Genomic DNA, 26,121 nt, shown 5'->3' with positions numbered 1-26,121 from the left:
GATACGAATGAAGCGAATTGATCGAATATCAGAAACATTGGAAAATCTAGTGCATATACCAAGTCCTTCAGGTTATACGGAACAGGCGATTGACTTTTGCCGCAGTGTGGCAGATTCACTTGGATACCATTCAAAGGTGACGAATAAAGGCAGTCTGCTTATTACGGTACCAGGTAAAGATACAGCTCACCACCGACTGCTGACTGCGCATGTTGACACATTAGGCGCCATGGTCAGAGGGATAAAAGCAGATGGTACATTGTCCTTGGCAATGATTGGGGGATTCCGCTGGAACAGTGTCGAAGGGGAATATTGTACGATACATAGCAAAGATAATGCCTTCACTGGCACAATACTGATGCATCAAACATCTGTTCATGTTTATAAGGAAGCTGGAGAAGCAAAACGGGACGAGAAGAACATCGAGGTCCGCATCGATGAACAAACAACATCTCGTGACGAAACGGAAGCTCTCGGGATTCGTGTAGGAGATTTCGTGTCGTTCGATCCGCGTTTTGTTCGTACTGACTCAGGATTCATTAAATCAAGACATTTGGATGACAAGGCAAGTGTCGCAATTCTGCTTGAATTGCTAAGAGGACTGAAGGAAGAAAACCTCCAGCTGCCATACACCACACATATGCTTATTTCTAATAATGAGGAGATTGGTTATGGAGGAAATTCAAGCATTCCATCGGAGGTAGTGGAATATATCGCAGTCGATATGGGAGCGATCGGAGACGGTCAAGCCACCACAGAATATGATGTATCCATCTGTGTAAAAGATTCAAGCGGACCTTACCATTATGCATTGAGAGAACAGCTTGCAGAGCTCGCTCAATCCAATGGTCTGCCATATAAGCTGGATATATATCCATACTACGGATCGGATGCATCAGCCGCGATACGTGCAGGATACGATATCCGCCACGGTCTTATCGGACCTGGTATTGCTGCATCCCATGCATTTGAACGCACACATGAAAGTGCTTTGACTGCTACTTATACTTTGCTGGATGCTTATTTGAAGAGCGATATGTTTTAATTGTAAAGAATTGACCTGAAGTCAACCGGCTTCAGGTTATTTTTTTTACATTAAGGCATATTGTTAAGAAGGTGTGAACGTAGTCTTAAATCATTTTCAATTTTACGTGAAGGTTGTTATAATAACTTAGGTGATGTGTATGAAAACGGTTTATGATGTGATGCAGCTATTGAAGACGTATGGTATTTTCGTATACATCGGAGACCGCAAGCTCGATTTGACGATGATGCTGGAAGAGCTGCGGGAGCTGTATGACAATAACCTATTGTCATTAGAGGAATATGGACAAGCAAATTTGATTCTTAGAAAAGAGATAAGTGCTTTATCGGATAGTCGAGAAGGAGCGGGAAACAATGAGTAAGGACGGACTATTGGTCGGTGTCGATATCGGCGGCACAACAATTAAGCTCGCCATCATCGATGGAACGAGCGAACTAGTTGAAAAATGGGAGATCAAGACGGATAAATATGAGCAAGGTCTGCACATACCGAAGCAGATCTGGGAAACAATCCAGGCAAAGCTAACAGAACGTGGCATTGCAAAGGAAACAATCCAAGGCATCGGTGTAGGAGCACCAGGGTTCGTTGTCCCGCGTAACGGTGTCATCGCAGAAGCAGTCAATGTCGGCTGGCGTGATTTCCCTCTTTCTGCTGAGCTTGGCGTACTATCCGGATTGCCTGTTTTCATCGACAATGATGCTAACTTGGCTGCGCTCGGCGAAGTGTGGAAAGGTGCAGGTGCACAGCAGGATAATATCATTGCCATCACACTTGGCACTGGTGTTGGAGCAGGTATCATTGCTAATGGCCATATCGTGAATGGAATAAATGGTACGGCAGGAGAAATCGGCCATGTCACCGTCGAAGAGAATGGTGCCCCGTGCAATTGCGGGCGAAAAGGCTGTTTAGAAACTATCTCCTCTGCGACAGGTATCAGCCGTTTGGCAACAGAGGCTGCTGCTGCGCATCCAGAGAGCGGCTTGGGAAGAAGGTTTGCAGAAAACGGTCGCGTTTCTTCCAAAGACGTCTTCGAGCTGGCTGCCGAAAATGATGCAGAAGCGCAAAAGATTGTGGACAGATCCACCAGCGTCCTGGCAAAAACGTTAGCTAACGCTGCTATCCTTACCAACCCTTCCCGCATCATCATCGGGGGAGGCGTATCCAAAGCAGGGGATGCTTTGATGGAACCTATCAGGGAAGCGTTCGTGAAAGCTGCCCTGCCGCGTACAACATATGAATGTGAAATCGTGCCGGCACAGCTCGGCAATGATGCAGGTGTCTACGGTGCTGCTTACTTAGTCAAACAGCACTTGGAAGAGCCCGCAAAATAAATAAAGAAATGCGTGCATGGCAGCAGCGCAAGTTGCTGCCATCTGTTTTACGCTTGGTTCTATAATGAGGAGGATTTTTACTTGAAACGAACATTCACTGCACCATTATATATTTTGGCGACAGTTTTGTTTGGACTGAAGACGTATATCATTTATCGTTTCTTATTCAACATCAGCTTGGATAATGCGATGCAGGAATTCATTCTGCTGCTGAATCCGTTTGTCAGTGCCTTTTTAGCTTTTGGTCTCAGCGTTTTATTCTCACGAAAATGGCAGATGCGGTATATCCGGATCATCAGCCTCGTGGGTTCTATCATCTTGTACATCAACTTGATTTTTTACCGACACTTCAGTGATTTCCTTACAGTGCCGGTCCTCATGCAAGGAAGCAATGCCGCTGACCTTGGCGGCAGTGTATTAAGCCTCATTTATCCACAGGACATTCTGCTGTTCTTGGATTTGGCTATCATCTGGTTCCTCAGCTATCGTTTTAAAGAAACAATGACGGTTGAATACCTTCGCAGAAAGAAAGTATCAACAATGGCGGCTATAGCCGCGGTTGTCGTAATAAACATCGGACTTGCGGAAGCAGAACGCCCGCAGCTGTTTACACGCGGATTTGACCGGGAATATCTGGTCAAGAATATCGGTTTGTTCAACTTCCATGTATATGATGCAGTCATGCAATCAAAGACGGAAGCACAGCGCGTGTTTGCGGACGGAAATGAGCTTCCTGAGATTCTTTCTTATGTAAATGAAGAAGTGGAAACAGAGAAGTCAGCTAAATTCGGGCAGGCAGAAGGAAAGAATGTCATTTTCATCTCCCTTGAATCCATGCAGAGCTTCCTGATCAACAATGAGCTGAACGGGGAAGAAGTCACACCATTCCTCAACAGCCTGACAGAAGACAAAGACACGTATTACTTCGAGAATTTCTATCATCAGACAGAACAGGGCAAAACATCTGACTCTGAATTCTTAGTTGAAAACTCCTTATATCCGTTACCTCGGGGAGCAGTATTTTTCACTCACGGTCAGAATGAATACAACGGAACACCTGAAATTTTAGGACAAAGCGATTACACAACAGCGGTATTCCATTCGAACAACTCCAGCTTCTGGAATCGTGATGTCATGTATGACAGCCTGGGCTATGACACCTTCTATGATGAAAACAGCTATGACGTCATCACCGAAGGAGAAGACCAAAATACAGTTGGATGGGGCTTGATGGATAAACCATTCTTCGAACAGTCGATTCCATACCTTCAGGAAATGGATAAACCGTATTATTCGAAGTTCATCACCTTGACGAACCACCATCCGTTCGATTTGCCAGAAGAAGAAGCGACTATTGATCAGTTTGACTCCAACTCCCAGACACTGAATAAGTATTTCCAAACAGCGCGCTACACAGACGAAGCAGTACAGAAATTCTTTGAGCAGCTGAAGGAATCCGGTGAATATGAAGATTCCATCATCGTGATGATGGGAGATCACTATGGCATCAGTGAATATCATAATAAAGCGATGAGCCAATACTTGGGCAAAGACATCACACCATATCAGCAAGTGCAGAACCAGCGCGTTCCGTTCTTCATCCACATTCCGGGTGACGGAAAGGGACAGGTGATGGAAAAAGTAGCAGGTCAAATTGATGTAAAACCAACGATCCTGAGTTTGTTGGGAATCGAAGCTGAACATGATATCCAATTTGGGAATGATGTGTTCGCAGAAGACCGCAAAGACTTCACTGCCTTGCGAAATGGAGATTTCATCAGTGATGAGTATGTGTTCACCAATGATATGTGCTACGACAGGCTGACGGGTGAGCCAGCTGACAATATAGAAGGAGAAGAAGCAGAGATATCCGGTGAGACCGGTGAACAGATAGAAAGCGTCTGTGAACCGATTCAGGAACAAGTAACGAAAGAACTGAATTACTCCGATCGGATTATCTATGGTGACTTGCTCCGGTTCTACGATTTCCAAGAAGGTAAGGAAAAAGCAAGTTAACAAAAGGATCGCTGCATAAGTAGCGATCCTTTTTTAATGAATTATAATAAGTTCGTAATAGAAACTAATGTGATGACGACCACAGAAATAAATGTGAAGATCGCCTGTTTCACTTGTCTTTTTTTACATTCTGTAATTAGTGTGCAAACACAAAGAAATGCAATAAAAAACAAGATGATCGAAAGAATCACTTGCTTGCCCTCCCATGAGCAAAATAGTTGGTTACCTGCTATACTTGTGGTAAAGAATGCTTGGCAAATACATACTATATAGTAGTACACACATATATGCTTGTCGAGCCTTTTTTAAAAGAAATCGCAGGGAGGAGCAGATGAATAAAATGAAAATACATACATTAAGTCTTGGACCGATGGGAACAAATTGTTACATACTGGAATCAAAGAACGACTGCCTGATTGTTGACCCAGGCGGAGATAGCGTCAAACTGATTGAATGGATCAAACAGAAAGAACTGCGACCGCAGGCAATTCTCCTGACACATGCTCATTTCGATCATATCGGAGCGGTCGATGATGCGCGGGACATTTATCATATTCCTGTGTATCTGCATGAAGAGGAAGCTGATTGGCTAGGTGATCCAGGTAAGAATGGTTCAAAAATGTTTCCGGTCAAGCAGATAACAGCGAGAGATGCGGATGAGAATCTAAAGCCAGGTAATATGGGGTTTGGACATTTCGAATTTGAAGTACGTCATACACCAGGGCATTCTCCTGGAAGTGTGAGCCTTGTCTTCCATAAAGAAAAGTATGCAATCGTCGGTGATGCGCTGTTTCAGCGTGGCATTGGACGAACAGATCTTTATCGAGGTGATCTGCCGACCTTGATGCAAAGTATTACCGATCAATTATTGTCACTGCCTGACTTCTATGAAGTGTACCCGGGTCATGGTCCAAAAACGACGATAGGGGAAGAACAGGCGAAGAATCCTTTCCTTATATAAAAGAAGATCCCGCCATTTTGGCGGGATCTTCTTACTGGGCTAGCTGGGTTCGAACCAACGATAACGGGACCAAAACCCGCTGCCTTACCACTTGGCTATAGCCCATCGTACATAGACTATTTTGCACGAGATTTCGTATCTTATACATCAAGAAGGATATTTTTTATAATAAGTGACCGACTCCAGGCTTCCATCTGTATTGATTTCGTATCGTACAAGTAGGTGTTGTTCTTCTCTATTAATCGTGATATGAGCATCCAAAGCTTTGTTATGGATTTTAATGGTTTGATCATCGTCATCTGGTTTTAGATTCGGAAGATAGTGGTTTTCAACTGTTTTGAAAGCGAGTGATGCAGCTTGCTCTAATTTATACTGTTCGAAAAGCATGTCAGTCGATTGTACTTTCGTTTGAAGAAGCATACTGCCTGAAGTGAGTAGGAGCAGAAAGAAAGCTGTCAGAAACAAGAGGAATGGGTGAAGGAACCCTTGTTCATTCCATATCAATCCACTTCTCATATGACAATCCCTCTTTTCCTTTGACAGTTATGACAATCGAGCTGTCATCCTGGATGAATTCTAAATCCTCAATATGGTGCAAGTAGATTTCATGTCCTTTCTCATCAACTTGTCTTCGAATCATATCTTTATATTGCTCAAAAACTGCTGTTCGACCTTGCTGATCCTGAATGTAAAGCTTATCTTCCGCGGTATTTACAGCGACGCCTTTGTGCACTTCCATTGATATGAAGTGAAGTGCCTGCCTGACAGACACAGCTTCTGATTTTGTGTCTTGAACCAAGGGAGTCAGAAGGGGAGGGACTGAAACGAGAATCAGAATCAATATGCCCAATGCAATTATTGCTTCAAGAAGCGTGAAACCTTTATTATTCGAGATAACCATATAGGCAGCGATTCTCCTTTCGCCCTTCTCCTCTTAGGTCAATGCAGCCTTTTTTGAGTCCATCCTCGATACTGAATCTTAATGCGATAAATAGCTTATCGTCTCTAAAATACTGATCTTTTGGTTCGGCTTTTGCGAGTTCATTTTGGAGAAGACTATAATAAAACGTACGTTTTTCCTGAATGTAATGTTCCTTTTTCACGTCAATCCATAACGGAAGCAGAAGCGTACATAGCAGCAGAAACATCGCGAAACTGAACAATGCTTCCAGAAGCAGAAAACCATTTTGATTATCTGCTGTCTTCATAGCGCCCTCTTCCTTTCCCAAGCGGAAATACAAGCTTATCGGTTCCAGCAGGAGTACGTATAGTGAAATTGCCAGGAGCAAGTGCTGTACCTGTTTGATTGAACCCGAATGACAATGCACTGGGATATATATTGATCGCGTAGCCTTCAGGTATTTCCTGGACTAACAGAACTTTCTTCAATCTGCTTGAATAGATTTCATATTTACCATTATCTAGGTATAGCTTAGCTGACCTGTCGAATTGCGTGTATTGCTGCAAATAAAGCAAATCTTGTTCCAGCCGATTTTTGAATTGTTTTGCTTCTGCTTCTACAAGTAAGTGGGAATACACACCTGTTCCGATGCTAATCAGTAAAGAAGCGAGGCCGAGTACTATAATCAATTCAAGCAAACTGAAACCTTTTTGTTTATGAACCTGATGCATTCGTTAAAGAAACCTCGCCTCCAGGGCTTAGTACCAAGGAACGCTTACCACCCTGACATGTTGTTTCAGTCAAGTAGCCATCTTGGAGCTGTGCAATCGAGGTTGGGGCGGTCCCGTTGTCTATCTTATACGTTTGTACTTGGCTTTCAGCTAATTTTAATAGTGCCTCACAGCCCTGCGTTTGGACCCGGTCATTTTTATCAGCTAAGTTCGGCACGACAAGAATCATCAACACGGAGATAACAAGCAAAACTATAAGCATTTCTATTAATGTGAATCCTTTTTCATTTCGCATCAGTTAACCTCTTTCTAAAGTGTATGAACCATCTGAAACATAGGGAGAAGCAAAGATAGATAGACAATAATGATGCATAGTGCCATGATGCAAAGCAGAATAGGCTGGAGCAGATAGAGGGCAGTTTTTGTTCGATCTTCCATTTTAGTTGTCATGATCTCTGCATACATCAGCAAATCTTTCGATTGTGATGAAACATCATTTTCTTTCACCAAAATACTCTGAAGCTGGGCATCAAGCAGTGGAAAACTTGGCAGACATTCCTTCAATGTATTACCTGAGGTCAGCTGGTATAGTAAGACACTGCTGTACAATTGAAGCATGTCATGATATTGCTGTTTTGATAAAAGCTGGAGACTTTCATACAGGGAAAGTCCCGCTGAAAGAAGATTACCAAGCTGAATGGCGAACTGGAAGCTTGTCCTTGTGCGGGCTATTTTGTGAATAACAGGTATGCGCTCCAAGTAATAGCGTTTCTTTGCGGATGGCCAGCGTTTCTTAAAGGATCCTTGAAGGAAATATAGACTGATTCCTATCACACCGAGGAGTAAGCTTGCATACAAAAGTAAATTCACCAGATTGGAGAAAAAGCGGAGAAGGTTTGCTGATTCTGCGGAATAAGCAAAAAGAGATAGAAAAGAAGGATAGACATAAAGCTTAACAAAAAGAAGCAGCAGCAGAATACTCAATAGAAGAAAAATGGGGTAACGGGTGACTTTCTTGAACTTAGCAAGCTGCTGCATTTGTTTTTGCATAGTAGTGTAGCTTCTTGCCAATGCATCTTCCAAGTTTCCGTCATGATGTGCCACATAAAAGTGAATGACGATTAACGATGAAAAACGAGCGTGTGAAAAGGCTTCGTCCAGTCGCAAACCTTGCTTAAGATCTTCCTGTAGAGTCTGTGTAGCCGTTCGCCATTGCGGCTGCCAGTGAAGGAAATCCAGCGAGCGAGCCATATCATATCCTTGTGTTCTGAGTCGATGAAGCTGTTGGAGGAAAAGCATCTGCTGTTCCATAGACAGTTTGTCTTCCTTCTTGAAGTTGATAATTTTCTTTCGTGATAAAACCATATGCATAGGCTTTCCTCCTAAGTTTTGCGAATGTCAGGAAAGATGTTTTATTAGTTTTCAGCATGCGGCTGATTTGTGAAGAGTCGGCCAGCTCCATAATGGCCGCACGTGAAGGATGGGGCGTTGTGATAGGAAGAAGTTCCAACGAAGCGACACCAATTAACGTATGATGCAAGTCAGCTATTGGAATTCCCATTTCCTTCAAGCGGTGAATAGCACCTGCTGCATTTTTGGCATGCAGCGTGCTGATGACAAGATGTCCAGTCCTTGCCGTTTCGAAGGCGAAGCGGGCTGTGGATTCATCGCGGATTTCTCCGATCATCAGCACATCTGGATCATGCCGCAGCGCTGCTTTTAATCCTGCTTGATACGTAAGGCCTGCCTTCTCATTCACTTGCACCTGCAGCATGTTTTCCATTCGTTTCTCAATCGGATCCTCCAATGTGATAGCCTGACATGCTTTGATTCGCAATAAATCCTGCAGGATGCTATACATTGTCGTCGTTTTCCCGCTGCCTGTCGGACCTGTGAACAGGAGAATTCCTGTACTTTCCAGCAATAGTTGCCGCAATGAACTTATTTGGAACGGAAATAAAAACAACTGGTCGAGCAAGGGTGCATCACTTTGGGGAAGTATACGAATTGCCAAGCTTTCTGTTTGTTTCAGCGGCAGGGTAGATAGACGAAGAGAATATTGCTTTTGTCCCTTATACGAAAATGGCATTGCCCCATCCTGAGGTTTTTGCATCTCTCCGATATCCATACCGCTGACAAATTTATAGTAAGCAATCAGCTTGCGAAAACTCGGAGTCGATAAGCGACTATGCAGGACACGCTTTCCGTGTATCCGTATGAATACGCTTGTTTCATCTTCTTCCGGTGTGAAATGAATGTCTGACGCCTGCTGCTGTATCGCTTCTTCCATCAAACTAGCCGCAAAAACTGAAGGGCTATCCAGCACTTATATCACCTCCTTTGCAGTTACAATACTACAAAGTCATGGCAGCGGTCATATTGAAAAAATACAGGAAACATCAGTTCATTGGAGCACAAAATTCATTTCTGCTAATTAAGAAAGAGAACTTCACGTATGTTGTATGGAACGAAATGAAATTGGTCACGCTACTAGTAAAAGTAGAGGGGGCTAAGCACATGTCTTCCAATGATTATTTCCGATTCGTAACCCAGGAGCTGGTGAAAAAGATGGATGCACCGAAGCAGGAGAAGAAACAGAAGGAAAAAGAAAAACACCAGCTGCACGGAAAGTGGTTTGGTGTTCTGCCATTTGCTTTCAAGCTGTTCTTCCGTAGTCGTAAAAAGTAAGAGGCCTGAACATGATTCAGGCCTCTTTTTTATGGAGCAGTTTTTGTGCGGTTTCTTCAGATAGATAGAAGATGCCGGCATTGATTGTCTCCATTTGAATGGATGGGACTAGTCTTTTATGCACTGCATCCAGCTCGTTCTTATATAGTGCAGCTCTTTCTTCGCGGATTTCTTCTTCGAGCTCTTCCTGAGCGCTTTGATCGAAAAAATGCGCCAGTAAATTTTCTTCTTGTTTAAGTGTCTCTTTTGTCTCCTTCACCCAGCTGTCATCGATAGTATCCAGATAGGTATGCATATAGCTGCTTATCCGCTGGTAGCCGCTTTGGTATCGGATGATAGGGGAGAGGCAATAGCATTGATCGCTGATTTGCTGTCTGAATTCCACCTGAGAGAAGTTCTCCATCCAATCGGTTGCGAGCTGGCCATTCAGTAACTGTAATCCAACAGAATGTGTTTCCGTACGTTTGCGTTTACCGGAAAAGTGGACGCTCATGTTGCGGATTAGCCACGGGTACAGCGGTGTCCGGGAAGCTGTATCTACCTTTTCATAAAGACGAGCTACTTGGGCGGAGTCGCGGATCAGACGGAAAATCTTGTGCAGGCGAGGGCTGCCGAAATGAATATGCTCTGCTTTCTCAGCTGTCTCGTTTGGGTCGGTCAGAAGGGTGAGCTCCATGGGATCGCCTTCTTGGCCAAGTCTTTTCTTATAGCGCCAATAAAACGGCCGATTCATCAATTCTTCATCCAGTTCTGGAGTCAAAAGGAACCGAAGCAGCCCCTCTTTTTCCTCTAGAAGCTGACAGCCGTTTGATAGGAAAAATTTCCGCAGAAACTGGTGGAGTGTTTGTCTATCCATGTAATTTAGCCCTTTCCAGCTGTTCACCCGTCTCGGTGATTACCGCAGTCAAATTATCCAGCTTTACTTTTATTTCTCCTTCGGAACGAGAATCGGCGAATATCCGCTTAATCTCTTTTTCCACATCGGAAACCTGCAGTTCGGCAAGGATATGATCGAGATTGCCGATTACCCGCTCGAATAAGTTGATTTTCTTATAAAGCAATTCCAATATGTGTGCTTCAAGCGTGTTCCGTACGGCGAAATTATAGATTTGCACATCCTTCTGCTGACCAAAACGATGGATCCTGCCGATGCGCTGCTCCAGCCGCATTGGATTCCATGGCAAATCATAATTGATCATATTGCTGCAAAATTGGAGGTTGATACCTTCGCCGCCAGCTTCGGTTGCAATCAGAACTTGTGCATGCTTTTCGAACAGCTCGCGCATCCAATCCTTTTTACCGGCCTTGAAGCCGCCTCGGAAAGGAACGGAGGATATGTCGTGCTGCTTGAGCGTCCATTGCAAGTAAAATTGCGTAGCCCGGTACTCGGTAAAGATGATGAACTTTTCTCCTGGAGGAGCAGCCTTGATCAGCTCTACCACTTTCAGTGCCTTGCTATGCTGCGGCAGCTTTTCAATCTCTTTCATAACAGGCAAATACACATTACTTGTTTCCGGATTTTCCTCGACCATCTTTTTCATGGACAAATATGCTGCTTCCCTGGAGCTGCACAGCTCGCGGAGCAGGGTTATTTTTGCAAAGGTTGCTGCAGCACTGGTGGAATCTTGCATATTTTCATATACCTGCCGCTCTTGTTCGGTAAAATCAATCCAAATTGTCTCCACTTTCCGCTTTGTCCATTGAAGTCCCGTTTCTTCCCGTCGGTTGCGGACCATCACTTTTCGGATAAGCTCCTTCAAGTAATGATGCTCTTCTGCATCTCTGCGGTCATCTCCATATGTATCTTTGAATTGCTTGTAGCTGCCAAGGTAGCCAGGCTTTAGCAAGGATACAAGATTGTAAATATCACTTAGCTTGTTTTGGACAGGTGTTGCAGTCAGCAGCAGACAATATTTCTTTTTGAGCGATTGGATGAAAGCATAGTTCTTTGTCCGGTTGTTTTTCAGTTTATGTGCCTCATCGATAAGCACGAAATCATAGTCCTGCTCCAAAATGATCTCCCGGTGAGGAGAGCGCTTTGCCAAGTCGATGGAGGAGACGATCACATCATAATGTTCCCATACATATTGCTTTCGCTGGGAGGCTGCAGGAATATGAAATTTTGAGTTCAATTCGTTCACCCATTGGTTCACTAAAGATGCCGGCACGAGCAGAAGTACCTTTTTCACCAAGCCTCGAATCATCAATTCTTTCAATACGAGACCCGCTTCAATCGTTTTCCCCAGACCAACTTCATCAGCCAGGATGGCGCGTCCATTCATTTCTTCCACAACTCGCCGGCTTGCTTCCAGCTGATGGGGATGGAAGGTCATATGCGGCAGATAGCCAGGTGCAACCAACCCGGTAAATGTATCGATATTTGTTTCCTTGGCGGCTGTATAAGCCATCTTGAAATGCTCCCATGATGCTGTTTCTCCTTCATGCTGCAATTTATCATCCATCATGTCGAGGAAAGGTTTATCATCTTTTATATGCACCCGCATTGTGATTTCATCTCCTTATTCTTCGGAGTTTCGTTTAAAAAGCTTAAAAAGGTAGACACATTGTAAAAATGTTATGTTATAATGAGGCTGAAACCAGACATTATCAATATTTTTTATTAAAATGTTTGGATTTTGCTTTTTTATAGGTTGATTGTCTGTTAGTATGCCCGCGTTTTCCAATTTCATAAACCGCGAGTGAATGTTGGAGGAGAGACCGCTGTACAGCGGCGCCGAAGGAGCAAATATTGAGTGAATCTCTCAGGCAAAAGAACTCCAGCACGACGCAACTCTGGAGAGTGCTTCCATAGTAGAAGCCACCCAAGAAGCAACTATGGTCCAAGGACGATAAGAAACTTTCTGGTAAATGGACAGAGCCCCTCAAAGCTTTTTCGAGGTGGCTCTGTTTTTTGTTGCGAGGTACATAAGAGAGGAGCAAGATGATGAGTGAGTTGAGAAGAACCCCGCTTTATCCTGCTTACGAGGCAAACAGCAAGACGATCGATTTCGGGGGATGGGAACTGCCAGTCCATTTCAGCAGCATCCAGGAAGAACATCATGCAGTGCGGCAGGCGGCCGGTTTGTTCGATGTTTCCCATATGGGTGAGATTCTGGTTGAAGGGCCAGCTAGCAAAGACTTTCTGCAGTTTGTCCTGACAAATGACATTGAATTGCTCGTTCCGAATAAAGCGCAATACAGTGTCATGTGTTATGAAAATGGCGGAACAGTAGACGATTTAATCGTTTATATGCTGGAAGAGAACCGTTATCTGCTAGTTGTGAATGCCAGCAATACAGCAAAGGACTTGGAGTGGCTGCTTTCTCATAAACGAGATGGTGTCAGTATCGAAGATCAATCAGATGCTTATATGCAAGTTGCCCTGCAAGGACCTCATGCAGAGCAAATACTGCAGAAGCTGACAGATGAAAAATTGTCGGAAATTTCATTTTTCCGATTCGCTTATCCAGTGCAGCTGGAAGGGGCGGAAGGAGATTTCCTAATCTCACGCACAGGCTACACTGGCGAAGATGGCTTTGAAATCTACGGACCGGCTGCAAGCGGGCAAGCTGTCTGGGAACTTTTGCTGGAAAATGGTCAAGCATACAATCTTCAGCCAGTTGGATTGGGTGCAAGGGACACCTTACGCTTTGAAGCGAATCTGCCGCTGTATGGCAATGAGTTGTCGAAGGACATTACGCCGATCGAGGCAGGTATTGGATTTGCAGTGAAAACGAATAAGTCTGCCGACTTCATCGGAAAAGAAACCTTGAAGAAGCAAAAAGAGAACGGAGCGAATCGGAAGCTCGTCGGCATTGAAATGCAGGAAAAAGGGATACCGCGCCATGGTTATCCAATTTTCAGTGGTGACGAACAAATCGGTGAGGTTACGACAGGAACAAAGTCACCGACACTGGACAGTTATATCGGCCTTGCACTCGTACAAGCGGATGCTGTCGAAGAAGGCAGTCTGGTTGAAGTGCAGATACGAAAGAAACGGCTGCAAGCCAAGGTAGTTGCAACACCATTCTATAAACGGAAATAGAGGGAGGATACAGCATGGATTTCAGGTACTTACCGATGACAGAGCAAGACAAAGAAGAAATGCTTCAAACGATAGGCGTGAAAGACACGGAGGAACTGTTCTCTGATATCCCCGAGGAAGTTCGCTTGAAGGGACCGCTCCAGATCAAGGAGCCGAAAAGTGAAGGGGAATTGAAAGCTGAACTGGCAGCTTTGGCAAGTCGTAACGTGACGATGAAAACACATGCTTCCTTCCTTGGAGCTGGTGTGTACGATCATTACATTCCTTCAATTGTGGATCATGTTATATCCAGATCTGAATTCTATACAGCTTATACGCCGTATCAGCCTGAAATTTCCCAAGGAGAACTGCAGGCAATCTTTGAGTTCCAGACGATGATTGCTGAGCTGACTGGAATGGATGTTGCGAATAGCTCCATGTATGATGGCGGAACAGCACTTGCAGAAGCAGCGACATTAAGCGCTGGCCATACGCGGAAGAAGAAAATCATTGTATCAGAAGCGGTTCATCCAGAATCTCGACAAGTGATCGATTCTTATGGAAGAGGACAGCATTTGGAAATTGTCACAGTTCCTCATAAGGATGGATTGACCGATTTAGAAGCACTGGAAGAAGCAGTAGATGAGGATACGGCTAGTGTCATCGTGCAATATCCGAATTTCTTCGGACAGGTCGAACCGTTAGCTGCTATTCGCAAAATCATTGATGCACAGCCGAAAGCGATGATGGTTGTCTCCAGCAATCCGTTGGCTTTAGGATTCTTGACTCCGCCAGGCAGCTTCGGTGCAGATATTGTTGTTGGGGATACACAAGTATTCGGTATCCCGGCACAGTTCGGCGGTCCTCACTGCGGCTATTTCGCAAGCTCAGCGAAATTAATGCGCAAGCTGCCAGGAAGACTTGTCGGACAGACGAAAGATGAGGAAGGTAGACGTGGTTTCGTTCTGACACTCCAAGCACGTGAGCAGCATATCCGCCGAGACAAGGCGACATCGAATATTTGCTCCAATCAGGCATTGAATGCTTTGGCTTCTTCAGTTGCCATGAGTGCATTAGGTAAAAAAGGTGTAGCTGAGATGGCTCACTTGAATATCCAAAAAGCACTTTATATGAAAAAGCAGCTTGAAGCACACGGGTTGCAAGTCATCTTCCAAGGCGCCTTCTTTAATGAATTAGTAATTAAAGTAGAAGATGATGCGGATGCACTGAATGATCATCTGGTTACACAAGGGTTTATCGGGGGGTATCACTTGGGACGGATTGATGATCGTTTGAAGAACCACATACTTGTAGCTGTGACGGAGCAGCGCACAAAAGAACAGATTGATACATTTGTAAGAGAGGTGGCGGCAGTCCATGCAAAACAATACTGATTTCCCATTGTTATTCGAACAAACGAAAGCAGGCAGGACAGGATACAGCTTGCCGCCGCTGGATGTTCCGGAAACGGATCTTTCAGAAGTTTTCGAGTCAGAATATATTCGAAGCGAACCAGCAGCGCTTCCAGAATTGAGCGAGCTGCAGATCATCCGGCATTACACAGCCCTTTCAAGAAGAAATTATGGCGTTGATTCCGGATTCTATCCGCTCGGCTCTTGTACGATGAAGTATAATCCGAAAATCAATGAAGATGTCATCAGAATGGATGGATTCAGCCACGTTCATCCGTATCAAGATCCGAAAACGGCACAAGGTGCACTGGAGCTTATGTTCGATCTGCAAGAGCAGCTGAAGGAAATTACCGGTATGCACGAGGTTAGTTTGCAGCCTGCAGCAGGAGCTCATGGAGAATGGACTGGACTGATGATGATCCGTGCCTTGCATGAGAAAAATGGCGAGACGCAGCGTACGAAGGTTATCGTGCCGGATTCGGCGCATGGAACAAACCCTGCTTCGGCAACTGTTGCTGGATTCGAATCAGTAACAGTTAAATCAAATGATGAAGGACTAGTTGACTTGGAGGATTTGCGTCGCGTCGTTGGAGAAGATACAGCAGCGCTGATGCTTACGAATCCGAATACACTCGGTCTGTTCGAAAAGGATATTTTGGAAATGGCCAAGATTGTCCATGAAGCAGGCGGCAAATTGTATTATGATGGTGCAAATCTGAATGCCATCATGGGTTATACAAGACCTGGAGATATGGGCTTTGATGTTGTGCACTTGAATTTGCATAAAACATTCACCGGCCCGCATGGCGGCGGGGGACCAGGATCGGGTCCTGTCGGCGTTTCGGAGGAGCTTGCAGCATTCCTGCCGAAGCCGGTTGTCCGCAGACAAGGGGAAGAAATCATCCTTGACGAAGATCGTCCAGATTCTATCGGACGAGTGAAGCCATATTACGGAAACTTCGGTATCAACGTACGTGCGTACACGTATATCCGGACGCTGGGACCAGAAGGACTGAAACGTGTAAGTGAATATGCGGTCCTGAATGCGAATTACATGATGCGTCGCTTGAGTGAAGCATTCGATCTGCCATACACACAGCATTGTAAGCATGAATTCGTTCTTTCCGGGCGCAGACAGAAAAAGCTGGGTGTCCGTACGCTTGATATTGCGAAACGATTGCTTGATTTCGGGTACCATCCGCCGACTATTTACTTCCCGCTCAATGTAGAGGAAGCACTGATGATCGAGCCAACCGAAACAGAAGCTAAAGAAACATTGGATAGTTTCATTGATACGATGCTGGAAATTGCTGCAGATGCAGAACATAACCCAGAAATTGTACAAGAGGCGCCGCATACAACAGTCGTCAGCAGAATGGATGAAACGACTGCCGCCAGAAAGCCGATTCTACGCTATATTCCAGAATGAAAAAAGAGCTTTGCACACATAATGTGCAAAGCTCTTTTAATCACCTTTACGTTTGATCTTACCGCTCCAGGCTTTGAAACCGCCTTTAAGCTGATTAAGATCCTGATAGCCTTTTTTATGCAGCATTGCTGCAGTACGTACAGTACGTGTACCGTTTTGGTCATACATATAAACAGGCTTGTCCTTGCGGATTTCAGCCAAACGGTAGCGAAGCTGGGTAAGTGGGATATTCCGTGCACCTAGGATGTGTCCGCCGTCGAATTCTTTCGGCTCACGTACATCAATCAGCTGCGCTTTACGGTATCCAGCTTTGAATTCTTCCTCTGTAAGAGTTTTCAGGTGTTTCTTCTGAATGAAATAGCGGATTACACTATATGCGATGAATACAATCAGTGCAACTCCAATAACTAGTACTGCTTCCATGTCATTTCCCCCATCTGCTGATACTCCAACTTACATTATAGCAAGCAGGCGCTTATTTTCAAAGATTTTTTATAGCTGTTCATATAAGTGTAACACTTTTGACCCACTTCAACTTTGTTGGCTTGTTTGTCCGCTGGAAAAGGTGTATCATATTAAGATGTAGAAGTTGCAGTGGATTGAATGGAGGAGTTTTATGCCTACACCGAGCATGGAAGATTATATTGAACAAATTTACATATTAATGGAGAAAAAGGGATATGCCCGTGTGTCCGATATAGCAGAGAATCTGCAGGTACATCCGTCTTCTGTTACGAAAATGGTGCAGAAGCTGGACAAGGATGAATATCTGAAATATGAAAAGTACCGTGGCTTGATTCTTACTGATAAAGGAGAGCAGGTCGGCAAACGGCTTGTCTATCGGCATGAACTCTTGGAAGACTTCCTGCGAATCATCGGTGTCGAGGAAGAGAATATTTATCAGGATGTAGAAGGTATCGAGCATCATATGAGCTGGAATTCAATCGAGCGGATCGGTAATCTTGTTCAGTACTTCCAGGAAGATAATGAACGGAAAGAAGCATTGATCAAAATACAGCAAAAACAGAAGTCTTAACAGAAACCATCCAATTTGGATGGTTTTTTTGTTCTAAAAAAGCACTTTCCTGATTAGGTATAATAAAAAGTCATCATGGAGCGTGCTTATGAAAATAGACGGTGTTTTCTCAGGCGGCGGGGTGAAGGCTTTTGCATTCATCGGTGCTATACAGGCTGTGGAGAAGGAGAAATACGAGTTTGAGAATGTGGCTGGCACCTCTGCTGGTGCTATTGTCGCCGGCTTGCTGGCAGCTGGTTACAGCGGGGAAGAAATGGAAGCATTGCTTCAAGAAACGGATATCAGTAAATTCACCGATCCTATTAAGCTTACAAGATATATTCCTTTTGCTAATTGGCTAACGCTATATTTCAAAATGGGACTGTACAAAGGAAATGCATTGGAACGCTGGCTTTATGAGGCATTGGCAAGAAAACAAGTGTATACTTTTCATGATTTGAAGCCTCGAACATTGAAAGTGATCGCAGCAGATGTAACGTTAGGCAGATTAATCGTTTTTCCGGATGATTTGAACGAGACATATGGAATCGATGGCGGAAGTTTCCCGGTAGCCCGGGCTATTAGGATGAGTGCAGGTATTCCGTACATATTCATGCCGGCAAAACTTCTCTATAACAATCGGAAAAGAAGTCTGCTGCTCGACGGCGGAGTGCTGAGCAACTTCCCGCTTTGGACACTGGAAGGGGAGGAGCGTCTATTGAGGCGGCCTATCCTGGGAATGAAGCTGAGTGAAGCAGTACAAAAAATTCCGGTCCAGAAAGTTCATCAATCTTTTGATCTGTTTTATGCGCTTTTTAAGACGATGAAGGTAGCGCATGATATGCGTCATATAAATCAGGAAACAGCAAGGGACATCATCTTCATTCCGGTAGAAGGTATCGGAATGGCCGATTTCGATATATCAGCTTTGGAAAAGGAGAAGCTAATAGCAGTCGGCAGGGAGAAAGCAGAGCACTTTCTAAAACGCTGGCCATAAAAAAAGTCGGGCATCAGATGCTCGACTTTTTGCGTTTCTGTTTGTTTCCTTCGATGACACGAAGCTGCGGACCGCGTGAGCGATCCTTTACCGGACGTTTTTTTCTGGCAGCGGAAACTTTTTTGATACTAGCTGCTGGTTTAGCTGGTTTGTTGACAGGGCGGGCTTTTGGCTGCTTGTATTTCTGCTTGGACTGCTTTACTGCTTTCTTATATTTCTGCATATCACTGCTGCTGCCACTGCCGCCTGCAGCGGAGCGGCCACGCAAGCGTGTAAGAATGAAGTAGAGTAATGCACCAAAGAGGACGGCACCTCCAATCCAAACGAGCACGTTTTGGAAGAATGCTCCTGGATTTGTCACGAGCTGCATGCTGACACCGATGACAGCAAGACCAATCAAAACAAACACGATGATGGAAGACCCAGATCTACGCAACCCATTTTCCTCCTTTCCATGCCTTGATGGTGACATGGTTTCGTTATCTTACTATCTTTATACCACTATTCACCTGTACAGAATCATTTTCAAGCACTTTTTTGAAAGAAGCCAGGGCAACTTCCACTTGATCATCCTTTGGCTCTTTTGTCGTGACCAGCTGCAGCCATAGGCCTGGATAGCCAAGGAAGCGAAGAACAGGGATATCACGAACCTTATTCGTCAGCTGAAGTACCTCGAAGGACAGACCGATAACAAGCGGCAGAAGCAGGATACGGTTCACCATACGCCACCATAGCGGATCTGTGGCAACGAACATATACACAATCACACCGACTATGACAGTGAACAGCATAAAGCTTGATCCGCATCGATAATGAAGCCTGGATTGCTTTTGTACATTCTCTACCGTAAGCGGCAGACCGTTTTCGTAACAGTTGATCACCTTATGTTCAGCGCCGTGATATTGGAATACACGCCTGATCAATGGTGTCAGGGAAACGAGATAAACATAGGCAAGAAGCAGGATAAGCTTCAGGAAACCTTCCAGTGCAACTTGTTCGAATCTGGAAGGAAGCCACTTGTCGAAGAAATCCGCGACGAGTGCAGGAGTCAGTGTGAATATTAATTTCCCGAAGATAAAGGATAGTACACCAACGGCACCGATACCAATGATCATTGCCAGCTTTGATTTTTTCTCCTCTGGAACTATCTGTGCATCGTCCTCAGGATTGACCCCGTAACGTTCTGAAGAAAAGTTCAGATGCTTCGTGCCATTGGCGCTAGCGTGTATGATCGCTGCGATTCCTCGCAGTATAGGTATCTTTTTCAACTTGGATAATTTCGGATTGTCTTGGCGTTCGACGGTTAAGTAGTCTATGCTCTCGTCATTTCTGCGAACGGCAGTAACGAAGCTGTTTTTTCCCGCAAACATGACACCTTCAATGACGGCTTGCCCGCCATAGGTATTGGTTTGTTTATCTGACATTATTTCACCAGCCTCGTTTCGATTTCCTTCTATTTTACTAAAAAAATACAGATAACACTAGATGGCATCTGTGATTAAAATCGTTTGGTTAAGGCATGCTACGTATTGAGGTGAATTTTATGCAGCAAAACCGTAAAACCGCATCACGTTTTAATAGAAGTGCCGTCGCTACCGGATTCGTCGGCGGCGTGCTTTGGTCAGCCATCGCATGGGTAGCGTACTTCTTTCATTTTACCGACTTGTCTGTGGCGGATTTCGTCCTCCGTTCATGGGTTTGGATGCCTTGGGCTGACACTTGGGTGGCTGAGCTGATCAGCATTTTCATAGTCGGTATTCTATCCATCTTGATTGCCTACTTGTATTTCCTGTTCTTGAAGAAACAGCAAGGAATCATCCCCAGCTTAATTTTCGGTGTGGTGCTCTGGGTTCTTGTCCAGTTGGTGCTGGCCCCGATTATCCATGGCGTGGATAGTGCATTCCAAGCAGATCGGAATGCAAATATCACGACAATGTGCTTGTATTTGCTTTATGCTGTATTTATCGGATACAGCATCAGCTTCGAATACCAGCAAAGCGAAGCATACCAGGATAATTAAGCATTTCGAATTTTCAATCACAAAGCTTCCGTCTTATGTTACACTATGTGAAAGTTAAAATAATGTAACCAAAGGATGAAGATTGTGAATCGCTTAATGTTGATCAATGGACCTAATTTAAATTTGCTCGGAACGAGGGAGCCTGGAATTTATGGAAGCCATACGCTGGCTGATGTAGTTGCTGAAGTGAAGAAGGTGACAGACAGTTTCGGGTACGAACTGGAAGACTTTCAGTCCAATCATGAAGGTGCGATGGTCGATAAGATCCAGGAGGCAGGCCGTACGTGCAGCGGAATCATCCTGAATGCCGCAGCATATACACATACAAGCATCGCGATCAGGGATGCGATTGCAAGTGTCCCTATTCCGGTACTGGAAGTGCATATATCGAATATCCATACGCGGGAGGAATTCCGTCATCATTCGATGCTGGCATCCGTGTGTAAGGGTCAGATCGTCGGTTTAGGTATTAAAGGATACCGATATGCGGCTTTAGCGCTGCTGGAGAAATAAAGGGAGAGGAAGAAACAGATGGAGAAATTAGAGAAATTACGTGCCTTAATGGAAAAGAAGAACTTGGACGCATTCATCGTAACGAGTGCACAGAACCGCCGATACATATCAGGCTTTACCGGAAGTGCAGGCCTTCTTATCATCACTAAATCGAAGCAGCTGTTCCTCACTGATTTCCGTTATATTGAGCAGGCAACAGAACAAGCTCCTGATTTTGAGATCATCGAGCATAAACAGTCCATCATTCAGGAAGCTGCTGCACAGCTTCTTAAAGAAGGTGCTCAGCAAGCTGGATTTGAGCATGAAGATGTTACTTTCGCACTGTACCAGCAGTTTCAGAATGCTGTACATGCAGACCTCATTCCTGCATCAGGCTTGATTGAGGAGCTGCGTCTGATCAAATCAGAGGCAGAGCTTGCTATCATGAAGACCGCTGCCGAGATTGCCGATGCAGCTTATACACATATCCTTACTTTCGTGAAGCCAGGCATGAAGGAGATCGAAGTTTCCAACGAGCTTGAGTTCTTTATGCGCAAGCAGGGCGCGACACAATCCAGTTTCGATACGATCGTCGCTTCCGGATACCGTTCCGCATTGCCGCATGGTGTAGCATCAGATAAGGAGATTCAAAAGGGCGAATTGGTCACGCTGGATTACGGTGCCCTTTACAATGGATATTGCTCGGATATCACCCGAACTTTTGCAGTAGGTGAGATAAGTGACAAATTACGTGAAATTTATGATATAGTACTAGAGGCGAATCTTCGAGGAGTTGCAGGCGTGAAACCGGGTATTACTGGTAAAGAAGCCGATGCGCTCACACGAGACTATATCTCCGAAAAAGGCTACGGTCAGTACTTCGGACATTCAACCGGACATGGGCTCGGTATGGATGTACACGAATCGCCAGCTCTATCCTTCCGTTCCGATACGGTATTGAAGCCGGGAATGGTTGTTACAGTAGAGCCGGGGATCTACATACCGGAAGTAGGCGGATGCCGAATTGAGGATGATCTCGTGCTGACAGCTGATGGCAGTGAACGCCTGACGTTCTCCACTAAAGATTTAATTACTTTGTAACAGCCGTTTTTCGAAGGAGGAAAACAATGATTTCAGTAAACGATTTTCGTACGGGCCTAACAATCGAAGTAGATAATGGCCTGTGGCAGGTTATCGATTTCCAGCACGTAAAACCAGGTAAGGGTGCGGCATTCGTACGTTCTAAGCTGCGTAATTTGCGTAATGGTAACATCCAGGAAAAAACATTCCGTGCTGGAGAGAAAGTTTCTCGTGCACATATCGAACATAAAAAGATGCAATATCTTTATGCTTCTGGTGAAACACATACTTTCATGGACACCGACACATACGATCAGCTGGAACTTTCCACAGCGCAGATCGAATATGAGCTGAAATTCCTGAAAGAGAACATGGAAATCAGTGTTATGACTTTCGGTGGTGAAACACTTGGTGTAGATCTTCCGAATAACGTAGAATTGAAAGTTGTAGAAACAGAACCAGGTATCAAAGGTGATACTGCAAGCGGCGGTACGAAACCAGCTATCGTAGAAACTGGTTTGAGCGTGCAAGTACCTTTCTTCATCAACGAAGGCGATGTACTTATCATCAACACATCAGATGGAAAATACGTTTCACGTGCATAAGACAGCGAGAGGGCCTCTTCCCAACATGGGAAGGGGCTCTTTTTTTGTGGCATAAACCATTCAGAGGCACATACATTACAGTATGGACAACGTGTCCAATCGAAGTTAGAGGTGAGCAGAATGAAGGAAATCCAGAAATTGTTTCGACCGCCTTTACAAGCTCTCTTGTCAGAAAAAGTAGGGAGACGATGGGACAAGCTGCAGGAAATTCGCTGCCGGACGAATCAGCAGCTTGAGTTGTGCTTCGATGACGGAACTGAATGGATTGAAGCTTCGCTAATGGAGGCTGCAGATGCTCGGTTCATGCTGAATCAATTGAGTGATTTTTCCTTATATGCACTTGAAAATGAATTGCGAGAAGGTTATATCACCATTGCAGGAGGGCATCGCGTCGGATTGAGTGGGCAGGTCAATACAGAGGGCGGTGTCGTAAAAGCTCTTAAGCATATATCCTCCTTCAATATAAGAATTGCCAAAGCAAGACCAGGAGCAGCGGGAAAAATCATGTCTTCCTTGTACAAGCCTGACGGCACTTGTCGCCATACGCTTATCATAGGACCGCCGAAGTCTGGTAAAACGACCATTCTTCGTGATATAGTCCGTTCTCTATCTACAGGCTGGCAGCAATATCCGGCGTTGAAGACTGCAGTCGTTGACGAACGCTCTGAAATTGGAGGAAGCATCAATGGCATACCGCAGCATGATCTTGGAAAAAGGACGGATATCATGGATGCCTGTCCGAAAGCAGAGGGTTTAATGATGCTGATCCGATCGATGTCCCCGGATGTAATAGTGGCGGACGAGATTGGAAGCGAGCGGGATGTCCAGGCATTGCAGGAAGCCTTGCATGCAGGTGTGAGGATCGTATGCAGTGTTCACGGTGACAGCTTGGATTCCATCCGTCAACGTCCTTCTTTAAAGCCCTTATTCGAACAGAAAGTATTCGAACGCATCGTCATTTTGAAGAAGGGCATGTCTCCTGGCGTAGTACAAGCTTTGTTGGAAACAGCTAGCCCGGCAGGTGCAAACGCATGAAGTGGCTAGGAGCAATACTTGTGCTTATTGCCGCAACTTGGGTAGGTTTCGAGCTGTCCCGCAAACTGCAGCAGCGACCAAAGCAAATCCGCCAGCTGATCAGCAGTCTGCAGGTGATGGAGGCAGAAATACTCTACAGTCAGACAAGCATCATTGAAACAAGCGAAAATCTGGCCAAACAGGTTCCGCATCCGGCAGCTTCCTTTTTTCGATCTTTATCTGATAAGCTGCAGCTGCATCCGGCAGGTCTGTATGACTGCTGGGAAGAGACGACAGAGGCTTGGATAGGTACAACAGCACTGAAACCCGCTGAAAAGGATGTTTGGCTGCAATTCGGCCGTACACTTGGCCAGCACGACTTTGAACAGCAGCAAAAGCATATCCAGCTGGCCAGAACCCACCTGGAACGGGAGCTGGAGGAATCAGAAGAAGCGAGTCAGCGTTATGGAAAAATGATCCGTAACCTTGGATTCCTGACAGGTTTGCTGATCGTACTACTGCTTATCTGAACGAGGTAGGAAAGGAGTCCGCTATGCTCGGAGAAGCAATGATTCTATTTCAAATCGCAGGTATCGGGATGATCGTCGCAATCATTCATACTGTACTGAAGCAAATGGGAAAGGAAGAGATTGCACAATTCACGACACTGATGGGTTTCATCCTGGTACTGCTCATCGTCTTGGGCAAATTATCGGAACTGTTCCAGCAGATCAAGTCGGTGTTTTTATTCCAGGGATGAGGCGATTAAGATGGATATCATTATAATCGTATCCATTGGCATTGTAGCAAGTTTGCTTGCCTTAATTGTAAAAGAACAAAATTCATCGATTGCATTTTTTGTTGTCGTGGTGACGGGCATCATCATTTTCCTGTTCATCCTGCAAAAGATTACTGGCATTCTGCTTCTGATTGAACAGCTGGGTGAACGGGCAAATGTGGAAGGTCTTTATATCAAAACGATCTTGAAAATCATCGGCATTGCTTATATCACGGAATTTGGTGCGCATCTAACACGAGATGCCGGGTTATCAGCAATCGCTGCAAAAATAGAGCTTGCCGGAAAAATCATTATCATAACGGTGGCCATACCGATTCTGACAGCGGTCATCGAGACAATCATGAGTTTCATGCCGGGCGGATAAGGAGCTGGATACGTTGAAACGCTGCTTGGTATTTCTTTTTGCTTTGTTTGGTGTTCTTGCACTTCCATCAGCTGCTTTTGCTGAGACAGGCCAAGCAGAAGAACAGGAGGCTGCGATCACAGCATTCGACAGTCTGCCGACTGAAGAACTCACGGGTTATTGGGAGCTTTTATCAGACAAGTACGGCCAGTTTATACCGGAACTGGAGAAAGGCTCTTTCGTTGATTTTATCAAGCAGCAAGGAGATATCTCCATCCAATCATGGTTGAAAGGGCTTTTTGAATATCTGCTGTATGAGCTGCTGCTCAATGGAAAGCTGCTTGGTATCTTGATTCTTTTAACTCTATTCAGCAGCATCCTCCAGACAATCCAAACCGCATTCAATAAAGGTTCAATCAGCAAAGTCGCTTATTTGATCGTATGTATGGTTCTTCTGACACTTCTTTTGAACAGCTTCCGTTTGTCAGTGAATTACGCAATGGAAGCTATCAATGGTATGAGTGATTTCATGCTGGCTTTGATTCCGCTGCTGCTTGGATTGATGGCTTCGTTTGGAAGTTTATCTGCCGTCGCTTTCTTTCATCCTATCATTGTTTTCCTTATCCACGCCAGCGGGCTATTGATCGCAAAGATAATCATCCCATTATTCCTCATGAGTGCTCTCTTGCATCTAGTCAGTACAATCAACAAAGAGTATCCAGTAACCCAGCTTGCCGATTTATTGAAAAACATCGGATTATGGCTGTTGGGTATTTTCTTTTCTGTCTTTCTTGGTGTCATCTCCGTCCAGGGTGCCGTTACAGCGGTACAGGACGGTGTAGCGATGAAGACAGCCAAATTCGTTACCGGAAACTTCATACCTGTCATTGGCCGTATGTTCACCGATGCTACTGATACTGTGCTTAGTGCTTCACTGCTTCTGAAGAACGCAATCGGGATTGTCGGGGTGCTGATCGTTTTGGCAATCTCGTTGTTTCCGGCAATCAAGATTCTTGCTATCGCACTTATCTACAAAATTGCCGCAGCCTTGCTGCAGCCGCTAGGTGACGGTCCGATCATCAAATCGATGCAAGTGATGAGTAAGTATATCCTTTATATATTCGCTTGTCTGCTCGTAGTCGCGTTCATGTTCTTCATTGCCATTGTCATCATTGTGGCTTCGAGCAATGTCACATTAATGCTGAGATAGGAGCTGGT

Annotated in this window: 32 protein-coding genes, 1 tRNA gene and 1 riboswitch; of the genes, 20 read left to right on the top strand and 13 right to left on the bottom strand. The window is 44.9% G+C overall.

The window, feature by feature from the left end:
- Window positions 1-7 precede the first annotated feature (7 nt).
- From ABXS78_RS10130 to ABXS78_RS10110, 5 genes are all read left to right on the top strand, one after another.
- Window positions 8-1,045: a M42 family metallopeptidase gene (locus tag ABXS78_RS10130; RefSeq protein WP_366247154.1), complete on the top strand. Its 1,038-nt coding sequence runs from the start codon at window positions 8-10 to the stop codon at window positions 1,043-1,045.
- A 139-nt stretch (window positions 1,046-1,184) separates the two neighbouring features.
- Entirely contained in the window at window positions 1,185-1,406 is a 222-nt protein-coding gene (locus ABXS78_RS10125; RefSeq protein WP_095218046.1) for a YqgQ family protein, read from the top strand.
- The gene (locus ABXS78_RS10120) at window positions 1,399-2,376 is read left to right on the top strand and encodes an ROK family glucokinase (RefSeq protein WP_095222531.1); all 978 of its coding nucleotides are present in this window, start codon (window positions 1,399-1,401) and stop codon (window positions 2,374-2,376) included. The genes ABXS78_RS10125 and ABXS78_RS10120 overlap by 8 nt, the downstream gene beginning before the upstream one ends.
- Before the next feature lie 81 nt (window positions 2,377-2,457).
- A complete protein-coding gene (locus ABXS78_RS10115) occupies window positions 2,458-4,392 on the top strand; it encodes an LTA synthase family protein (RefSeq protein ID WP_366247153.1) in 1,935 nt (644 codons plus the stop codon).
- Window positions 4,393-4,723: 331 nt separating this feature from the next.
- Window positions 4,724-5,353 carry an MBL fold metallo-hydrolase gene (locus ABXS78_RS10110; protein WP_353615313.1) on the top strand — a complete coding sequence of 210 codons (630 nt, stop codon included), beginning with the start codon at window positions 4,724-4,726 and terminating at the stop codon, window positions 5,351-5,353.
- A 34-nt stretch (window positions 5,354-5,387) separates the two neighbouring features.
- On the opposite strand, the gene ABXS78_RS10105 is transcribed toward ABXS78_RS10110, so the two are convergent.
- From ABXS78_RS10105 to comGA, 8 genes are all read right to left on the bottom strand, one after another.
- A tRNA-Gln gene (locus ABXS78_RS10105) sits at window positions 5,388-5,458 on the bottom strand.
- Window positions 5,459-5,500: 42 nt separating this feature from the next.
- Entirely contained in the window at window positions 5,501-5,869 is a 369-nt protein-coding gene (locus ABXS78_RS10100) for a hypothetical protein (protein WP_366247152.1), read from the bottom strand.
- On the bottom strand, window positions 5,844-6,254 hold the full coding sequence (comGF, locus tag ABXS78_RS10095) for a competence type IV pilus minor pilin ComGF (RefSeq protein ID WP_366247151.1): 411 nt from the start codon (window positions 6,252-6,254) through the stop codon (window positions 5,844-5,846). Before comGF ends, ABXS78_RS10100 begins: the two co-directional genes overlap by 26 nt.
- On the bottom strand, window positions 6,238-6,561 hold the full coding sequence (locus ABXS78_RS10090) for a hypothetical protein (protein WP_366247150.1): 324 nt from the start codon (window positions 6,559-6,561) through the stop codon (window positions 6,238-6,240). The genes comGF and ABXS78_RS10090 overlap by 17 nt, the downstream gene beginning before the upstream one ends.
- Window positions 6,545-6,985: a prepilin-type N-terminal cleavage/methylation domain-containing protein gene (locus tag ABXS78_RS10085; protein ID WP_366247149.1), complete on the bottom strand. Its 441-nt coding sequence runs from the start codon at window positions 6,983-6,985 to the stop codon at window positions 6,545-6,547. The genes ABXS78_RS10090 and ABXS78_RS10085 overlap by 17 nt, the downstream gene beginning before the upstream one ends.
- Window positions 6,969-7,280 carry a competence type IV pilus major pilin ComGC gene (comGC, locus tag ABXS78_RS10080; protein WP_366247148.1) on the bottom strand — a complete coding sequence of 104 codons (312 nt, stop codon included), beginning with the start codon at window positions 7,278-7,280 and terminating at the stop codon, window positions 6,969-6,971. The genes ABXS78_RS10085 and comGC overlap by 17 nt, the downstream gene beginning before the upstream one ends.
- Before the next feature lie 14 nt (window positions 7,281-7,294).
- Window positions 7,295-8,296, bottom strand: coding sequence for a type II secretion system F family protein (locus tag ABXS78_RS10075; RefSeq protein WP_366247147.1), 1,002 nt, complete (start codon window positions 8,294-8,296; stop codon window positions 7,295-7,297).
- Window positions 8,238-9,311: a competence type IV pilus ATPase ComGA gene (comGA, locus tag ABXS78_RS10070; RefSeq protein WP_366247146.1), complete on the bottom strand. Its 1,074-nt coding sequence runs from the start codon at window positions 9,309-9,311 to the stop codon at window positions 8,238-8,240. The genes ABXS78_RS10075 and comGA overlap by 59 nt, the downstream gene beginning before the upstream one ends.
- Window positions 9,312-9,502: 191 nt before the next feature.
- Here comGA and ABXS78_RS10065 point away from each other — a divergent pair, with 191 nt between their 5' ends.
- Complete coding sequence (locus ABXS78_RS10065) at window positions 9,503-9,673, top strand: YqzE family protein (RefSeq protein WP_084160700.1); 171 nt, start codon at window positions 9,503-9,505, stop codon at window positions 9,671-9,673.
- Between the two features lie 16 nt (window positions 9,674-9,689).
- Here the strand turns inward: ABXS78_RS10065 and ABXS78_RS10060 are convergent, their stop codons facing one another.
- Both ABXS78_RS10060 and ABXS78_RS10055 read right to left on the bottom strand, forming a co-directional pair.
- Window positions 9,690-10,529 carry a YqhG family protein gene (locus ABXS78_RS10060; protein ID WP_366247145.1) on the bottom strand — a complete coding sequence of 280 codons (840 nt, stop codon included), beginning with the start codon at window positions 10,527-10,529 and terminating at the stop codon, window positions 9,690-9,692.
- Complete coding sequence (locus ABXS78_RS10055) at window positions 10,522-12,177, bottom strand: SNF2-related protein (RefSeq protein WP_366247144.1); 1,656 nt, start codon at window positions 12,175-12,177, stop codon at window positions 10,522-10,524. Before ABXS78_RS10055 ends, ABXS78_RS10060 begins: the two co-directional genes overlap by 8 nt.
- A 195-nt stretch (window positions 12,178-12,372) precedes the next feature.
- A riboswitch (glycine riboswitch) is annotated at window positions 12,373-12,461 on the top strand.
- 156 nt (window positions 12,462-12,617) lie between these two features.
- On the opposite strand from ABXS78_RS10055, the gene gcvT reads away from it, so the two are divergent.
- Genes gcvT through gcvPB form a run of 3 tightly spaced genes read left to right on the top strand, consistent with a single transcriptional unit; the run spans window position 12,618 to window position 16,538 of the window.
- Window positions 12,618-13,718 carry a glycine cleavage system aminomethyltransferase GcvT gene (gene gcvT / locus ABXS78_RS10050; protein ID WP_366249920.1) on the top strand — a complete coding sequence of 367 codons (1,101 nt, stop codon included), beginning with the start codon at window positions 12,618-12,620 and terminating at the stop codon, window positions 13,716-13,718.
- 14 nt (window positions 13,719-13,732) lie between these two features.
- Entirely contained in the window at window positions 13,733-15,091 is a 1,359-nt protein-coding gene (gcvPA, locus tag ABXS78_RS10045; RefSeq protein ID WP_095222541.1) for an aminomethyl-transferring glycine dehydrogenase subunit GcvPA, read from the top strand.
- Entirely contained in the window at window positions 15,075-16,538 is a 1,464-nt protein-coding gene (gene gcvPB / locus ABXS78_RS10040) for an aminomethyl-transferring glycine dehydrogenase subunit GcvPB (protein ID WP_366247143.1), read from the top strand. Before gcvPA ends, gcvPB begins: the two co-directional genes overlap by 17 nt.
- A 36-nt stretch (window positions 16,539-16,574) precedes the next feature.
- Here gcvPB and ABXS78_RS10035 read toward each other — a convergent pair whose 3' ends face one another.
- On the bottom strand, window positions 16,575-16,961 hold the full coding sequence (locus ABXS78_RS10035) for a rhodanese-like domain-containing protein (RefSeq protein WP_095222543.1): 387 nt from the start codon (window positions 16,959-16,961) through the stop codon (window positions 16,575-16,577).
- A gap of 193 nt (window positions 16,962-17,154) precedes the next feature.
- On the opposite strand from ABXS78_RS10035, the gene mntR reads away from it, so the two are divergent.
- Both mntR and ABXS78_RS10025 read left to right on the top strand, forming a co-directional pair.
- Complete coding sequence (gene mntR, locus ABXS78_RS10030; RefSeq protein WP_095222544.1) at window positions 17,155-17,574, top strand: transcriptional regulator MntR; 420 nt, start codon at window positions 17,155-17,157, stop codon at window positions 17,572-17,574.
- Window positions 17,575-17,662: 88 nt separating this feature from the next.
- Complete coding sequence (locus ABXS78_RS10025) at window positions 17,663-18,550, top strand: patatin-like phospholipase family protein (protein WP_366247142.1); 888 nt, start codon at window positions 17,663-17,665, stop codon at window positions 18,548-18,550.
- 13 nt (window positions 18,551-18,563) lie between these two features.
- Here the strand turns inward: ABXS78_RS10025 and ABXS78_RS10020 are convergent, their stop codons facing one another.
- Both ABXS78_RS10020 and ABXS78_RS10015 read right to left on the bottom strand, forming a co-directional pair.
- Window positions 18,564-18,986 (bottom strand): SA1362 family protein, encoded by a 423-nt coding sequence (locus tag ABXS78_RS10020; protein ID WP_366247141.1) that lies wholly within the window; start codon window positions 18,984-18,986, stop codon window positions 18,564-18,566.
- A 43-nt stretch (window positions 18,987-19,029) separates the two neighbouring features.
- Window positions 19,030-19,974, bottom strand: coding sequence for a DUF1385 domain-containing protein (locus ABXS78_RS10015; RefSeq protein WP_095222547.1), 945 nt, complete (start codon window positions 19,972-19,974; stop codon window positions 19,030-19,032).
- 119 nt (window positions 19,975-20,093) lie between these two features.
- Between ABXS78_RS10015 and ABXS78_RS10010 the strand changes: the two genes are divergently transcribed.
- The 9 genes from ABXS78_RS10010 to spoIIIAE all read left to right on the top strand — a co-directional run bounded on the left by ABXS78_RS10010 (window position 20,094) and on the right by spoIIIAE (window position 26,113).
- Window positions 20,094-20,570 carry a YqhR family membrane protein gene (locus ABXS78_RS10010; RefSeq protein ID WP_366247140.1) on the top strand — a complete coding sequence of 159 codons (477 nt, stop codon included), beginning with the start codon at window positions 20,094-20,096 and terminating at the stop codon, window positions 20,568-20,570.
- An 84-nt stretch (window positions 20,571-20,654) separates the two neighbouring features.
- Window positions 20,655-21,083, top strand: a complete 429-nt coding sequence (gene aroQ / locus ABXS78_RS10005) for a type II 3-dehydroquinate dehydratase (protein WP_366247139.1) — start codon at window positions 20,655-20,657, stop codon at window positions 21,081-21,083.
- Between the two features lie 18 nt (window positions 21,084-21,101).
- Window positions 21,102-22,163, top strand: coding sequence for a Xaa-Pro peptidase family protein (locus ABXS78_RS10000; protein ID WP_095222550.1), 1,062 nt, complete (start codon window positions 21,102-21,104; stop codon window positions 22,161-22,163).
- A gap of 26 nt (window positions 22,164-22,189) precedes the next feature.
- Window positions 22,190-22,747, top strand: coding sequence for an elongation factor P (efp, locus tag ABXS78_RS09995; RefSeq protein WP_095222551.1), 558 nt, complete (start codon window positions 22,190-22,192; stop codon window positions 22,745-22,747).
- 120 nt (window positions 22,748-22,867) lie between these two features.
- Entirely contained in the window at window positions 22,868-23,782 is a 915-nt protein-coding gene (spoIIIAA, locus tag ABXS78_RS09990) for a stage III sporulation protein AA (RefSeq protein WP_366247138.1), read from the top strand.
- Window positions 23,779-24,291, top strand: coding sequence for a stage III sporulation protein SpoIIIAB (spoIIIAB, locus tag ABXS78_RS09985; RefSeq protein ID WP_366247137.1), 513 nt, complete (start codon window positions 23,779-23,781; stop codon window positions 24,289-24,291). Before spoIIIAA ends, spoIIIAB begins: the two co-directional genes overlap by 4 nt.
- A 23-nt stretch (window positions 24,292-24,314) precedes the next feature.
- Entirely contained in the window at window positions 24,315-24,521 is a 207-nt protein-coding gene (gene spoIIIAC / locus ABXS78_RS09980; protein WP_038561221.1) for a stage III sporulation protein AC, read from the top strand.
- A 4-nt stretch (window positions 24,522-24,525) separates the two neighbouring features.
- Window positions 24,526-24,924 carry a stage III sporulation protein AD gene (spoIIIAD, locus tag ABXS78_RS09975; protein WP_245609722.1) on the top strand — a complete coding sequence of 133 codons (399 nt, stop codon included), beginning with the start codon at window positions 24,526-24,528 and terminating at the stop codon, window positions 24,922-24,924.
- Between the two features lie 13 nt (window positions 24,925-24,937).
- On the top strand, window positions 24,938-26,113 hold the full coding sequence (gene spoIIIAE, locus ABXS78_RS09970) for a stage III sporulation protein AE (RefSeq protein ID WP_366247136.1): 1,176 nt from the start codon (window positions 24,938-24,940) through the stop codon (window positions 26,111-26,113).
- Window positions 26,114-26,121 lie beyond the last annotated feature (8 nt).

The sequence above is a fragment of the Terribacillus aidingensis genome (assembly GCF_040703035.1).
Taxonomy (GTDB): domain Bacteria; phylum Bacillota; class Bacilli; order Bacillales; family Amphibacillaceae; genus Terribacillus.
The sequence above is the reverse complement of the archived record's forward strand: the minus strand, read 5'-3'. Positions and strand labels throughout refer to the sequence as shown.

What these genes read in the sequence shown, in the direction of transcription:
- gcvPB (WP_366247143.1), top strand. Translation starts at nt 15,075, where the DNA reads ATGCAAAACAATACTGATTTCCCATTGTTATTCGAACAAACGAAAGCA.
- ABXS78_RS10110 (WP_353615313.1), top strand. Translation starts at nt 4,724, where the DNA reads ATGAATAAAATGAAAATACATACATTAAGTCTTGGACCGATGGGAACA.
- ABXS78_RS10130 (WP_366247154.1), top strand. Translation starts at nt 8, where the DNA reads ATGAAGCGAATTGATCGAATATCAGAAACATTGGAAAATCTAGTGCAT.
- ABXS78_RS10120 (WP_095222531.1), top strand. Translation starts at nt 1,399, where the DNA reads ATGAGTAAGGACGGACTATTGGTCGGTGTCGATATCGGCGGCACAACA.
- gcvPA (WP_095222541.1), top strand. Translation starts at nt 13,733, where the DNA reads ATGGATTTCAGGTACTTACCGATGACAGAGCAAGACAAAGAAGAAATG.
- comGC (WP_366247148.1), bottom strand. Translation starts at nt 7,280, where the DNA reads ATGCGAAATGAAAAAGGATTCACATTAATAGAAATGCTTATAGTTTTG.
- ABXS78_RS10015 (WP_095222547.1), bottom strand. Translation starts at nt 19,974, where the DNA reads ATGTCAGATAAACAAACCAATACCTATGGCGGGCAAGCCGTCATTGAA.
- spoIIIAB (WP_366247137.1), top strand. Translation starts at nt 23,779, where the DNA reads ATGAAGTGGCTAGGAGCAATACTTGTGCTTATTGCCGCAACTTGGGTA.
- ABXS78_RS10075 (WP_366247147.1), bottom strand. Translation starts at nt 8,296, where the DNA reads ATGGAACAGCAGATGCTTTTCCTCCAACAGCTTCATCGACTCAGAACA.
- spoIIIAA (WP_366247138.1), top strand. Translation starts at nt 22,868, where the DNA reads ATGAAGGAAATCCAGAAATTGTTTCGACCGCCTTTACAAGCTCTCTTG.
- spoIIIAC (WP_038561221.1), top strand. Translation starts at nt 24,315, where the DNA reads ATGCTCGGAGAAGCAATGATTCTATTTCAAATCGCAGGTATCGGGATG.
- ABXS78_RS10025 (WP_366247142.1), top strand. Translation starts at nt 17,663, where the DNA reads ATGAAAATAGACGGTGTTTTCTCAGGCGGCGGGGTGAAGGCTTTTGCA.
- gcvT (WP_366249920.1), top strand. Translation starts at nt 12,618, where the DNA reads ATGAGTGAGTTGAGAAGAACCCCGCTTTATCCTGCTTACGAGGCAAAC.
- ABXS78_RS10010 (WP_366247140.1), top strand. Translation starts at nt 20,094, where the DNA reads ATGCAGCAAAACCGTAAAACCGCATCACGTTTTAATAGAAGTGCCGTC.
- ABXS78_RS10000 (WP_095222550.1), top strand. Translation starts at nt 21,102, where the DNA reads ATGGAGAAATTAGAGAAATTACGTGCCTTAATGGAAAAGAAGAACTTG.
- ABXS78_RS10085 (WP_366247149.1), bottom strand. Translation starts at nt 6,985, where the DNA reads ATGCATCAGGTTCATAAACAAAAAGGTTTCAGTTTGCTTGAATTGATT.
- efp (WP_095222551.1), top strand. Translation starts at nt 22,190, where the DNA reads ATGATTTCAGTAAACGATTTTCGTACGGGCCTAACAATCGAAGTAGAT.
- ABXS78_RS10125 (WP_095218046.1), top strand. Translation starts at nt 1,185, where the DNA reads ATGAAAACGGTTTATGATGTGATGCAGCTATTGAAGACGTATGGTATT.
- ABXS78_RS10035 (WP_095222543.1), bottom strand. Translation starts at nt 16,961, where the DNA reads ATGGAAGCAGTACTAGTTATTGGAGTTGCACTGATTGTATTCATCGCA.
- mntR (WP_095222544.1), top strand. Translation starts at nt 17,155, where the DNA reads ATGCCTACACCGAGCATGGAAGATTATATTGAACAAATTTACATATTA.
- ABXS78_RS10055 (WP_366247144.1), bottom strand. Translation starts at nt 12,177, where the DNA reads ATGCGGGTGCATATAAAAGATGATAAACCTTTCCTCGACATGATGGAT.
- ABXS78_RS10090 (WP_366247150.1), bottom strand. Translation starts at nt 6,561, where the DNA reads ATGAAGACAGCAGATAATCAAAATGGTTTTCTGCTTCTGGAAGCATTG.
- ABXS78_RS10100 (WP_366247152.1), bottom strand. Translation starts at nt 5,869, where the DNA reads ATGAGAAGTGGATTGATATGGAATGAACAAGGGTTCCTTCACCCATTC.
- ABXS78_RS10060 (WP_366247145.1), bottom strand. Translation starts at nt 10,529, where the DNA reads ATGGATAGACAAACACTCCACCAGTTTCTGCGGAAATTTTTCCTATCA.
- comGF (WP_366247151.1), bottom strand. Translation starts at nt 6,254, where the DNA reads ATGGTTATCTCGAATAATAAAGGTTTCACGCTTCTTGAAGCAATAATT.
- ABXS78_RS10065 (WP_084160700.1), top strand. Translation starts at nt 9,503, where the DNA reads ATGTCTTCCAATGATTATTTCCGATTCGTAACCCAGGAGCTGGTGAAA.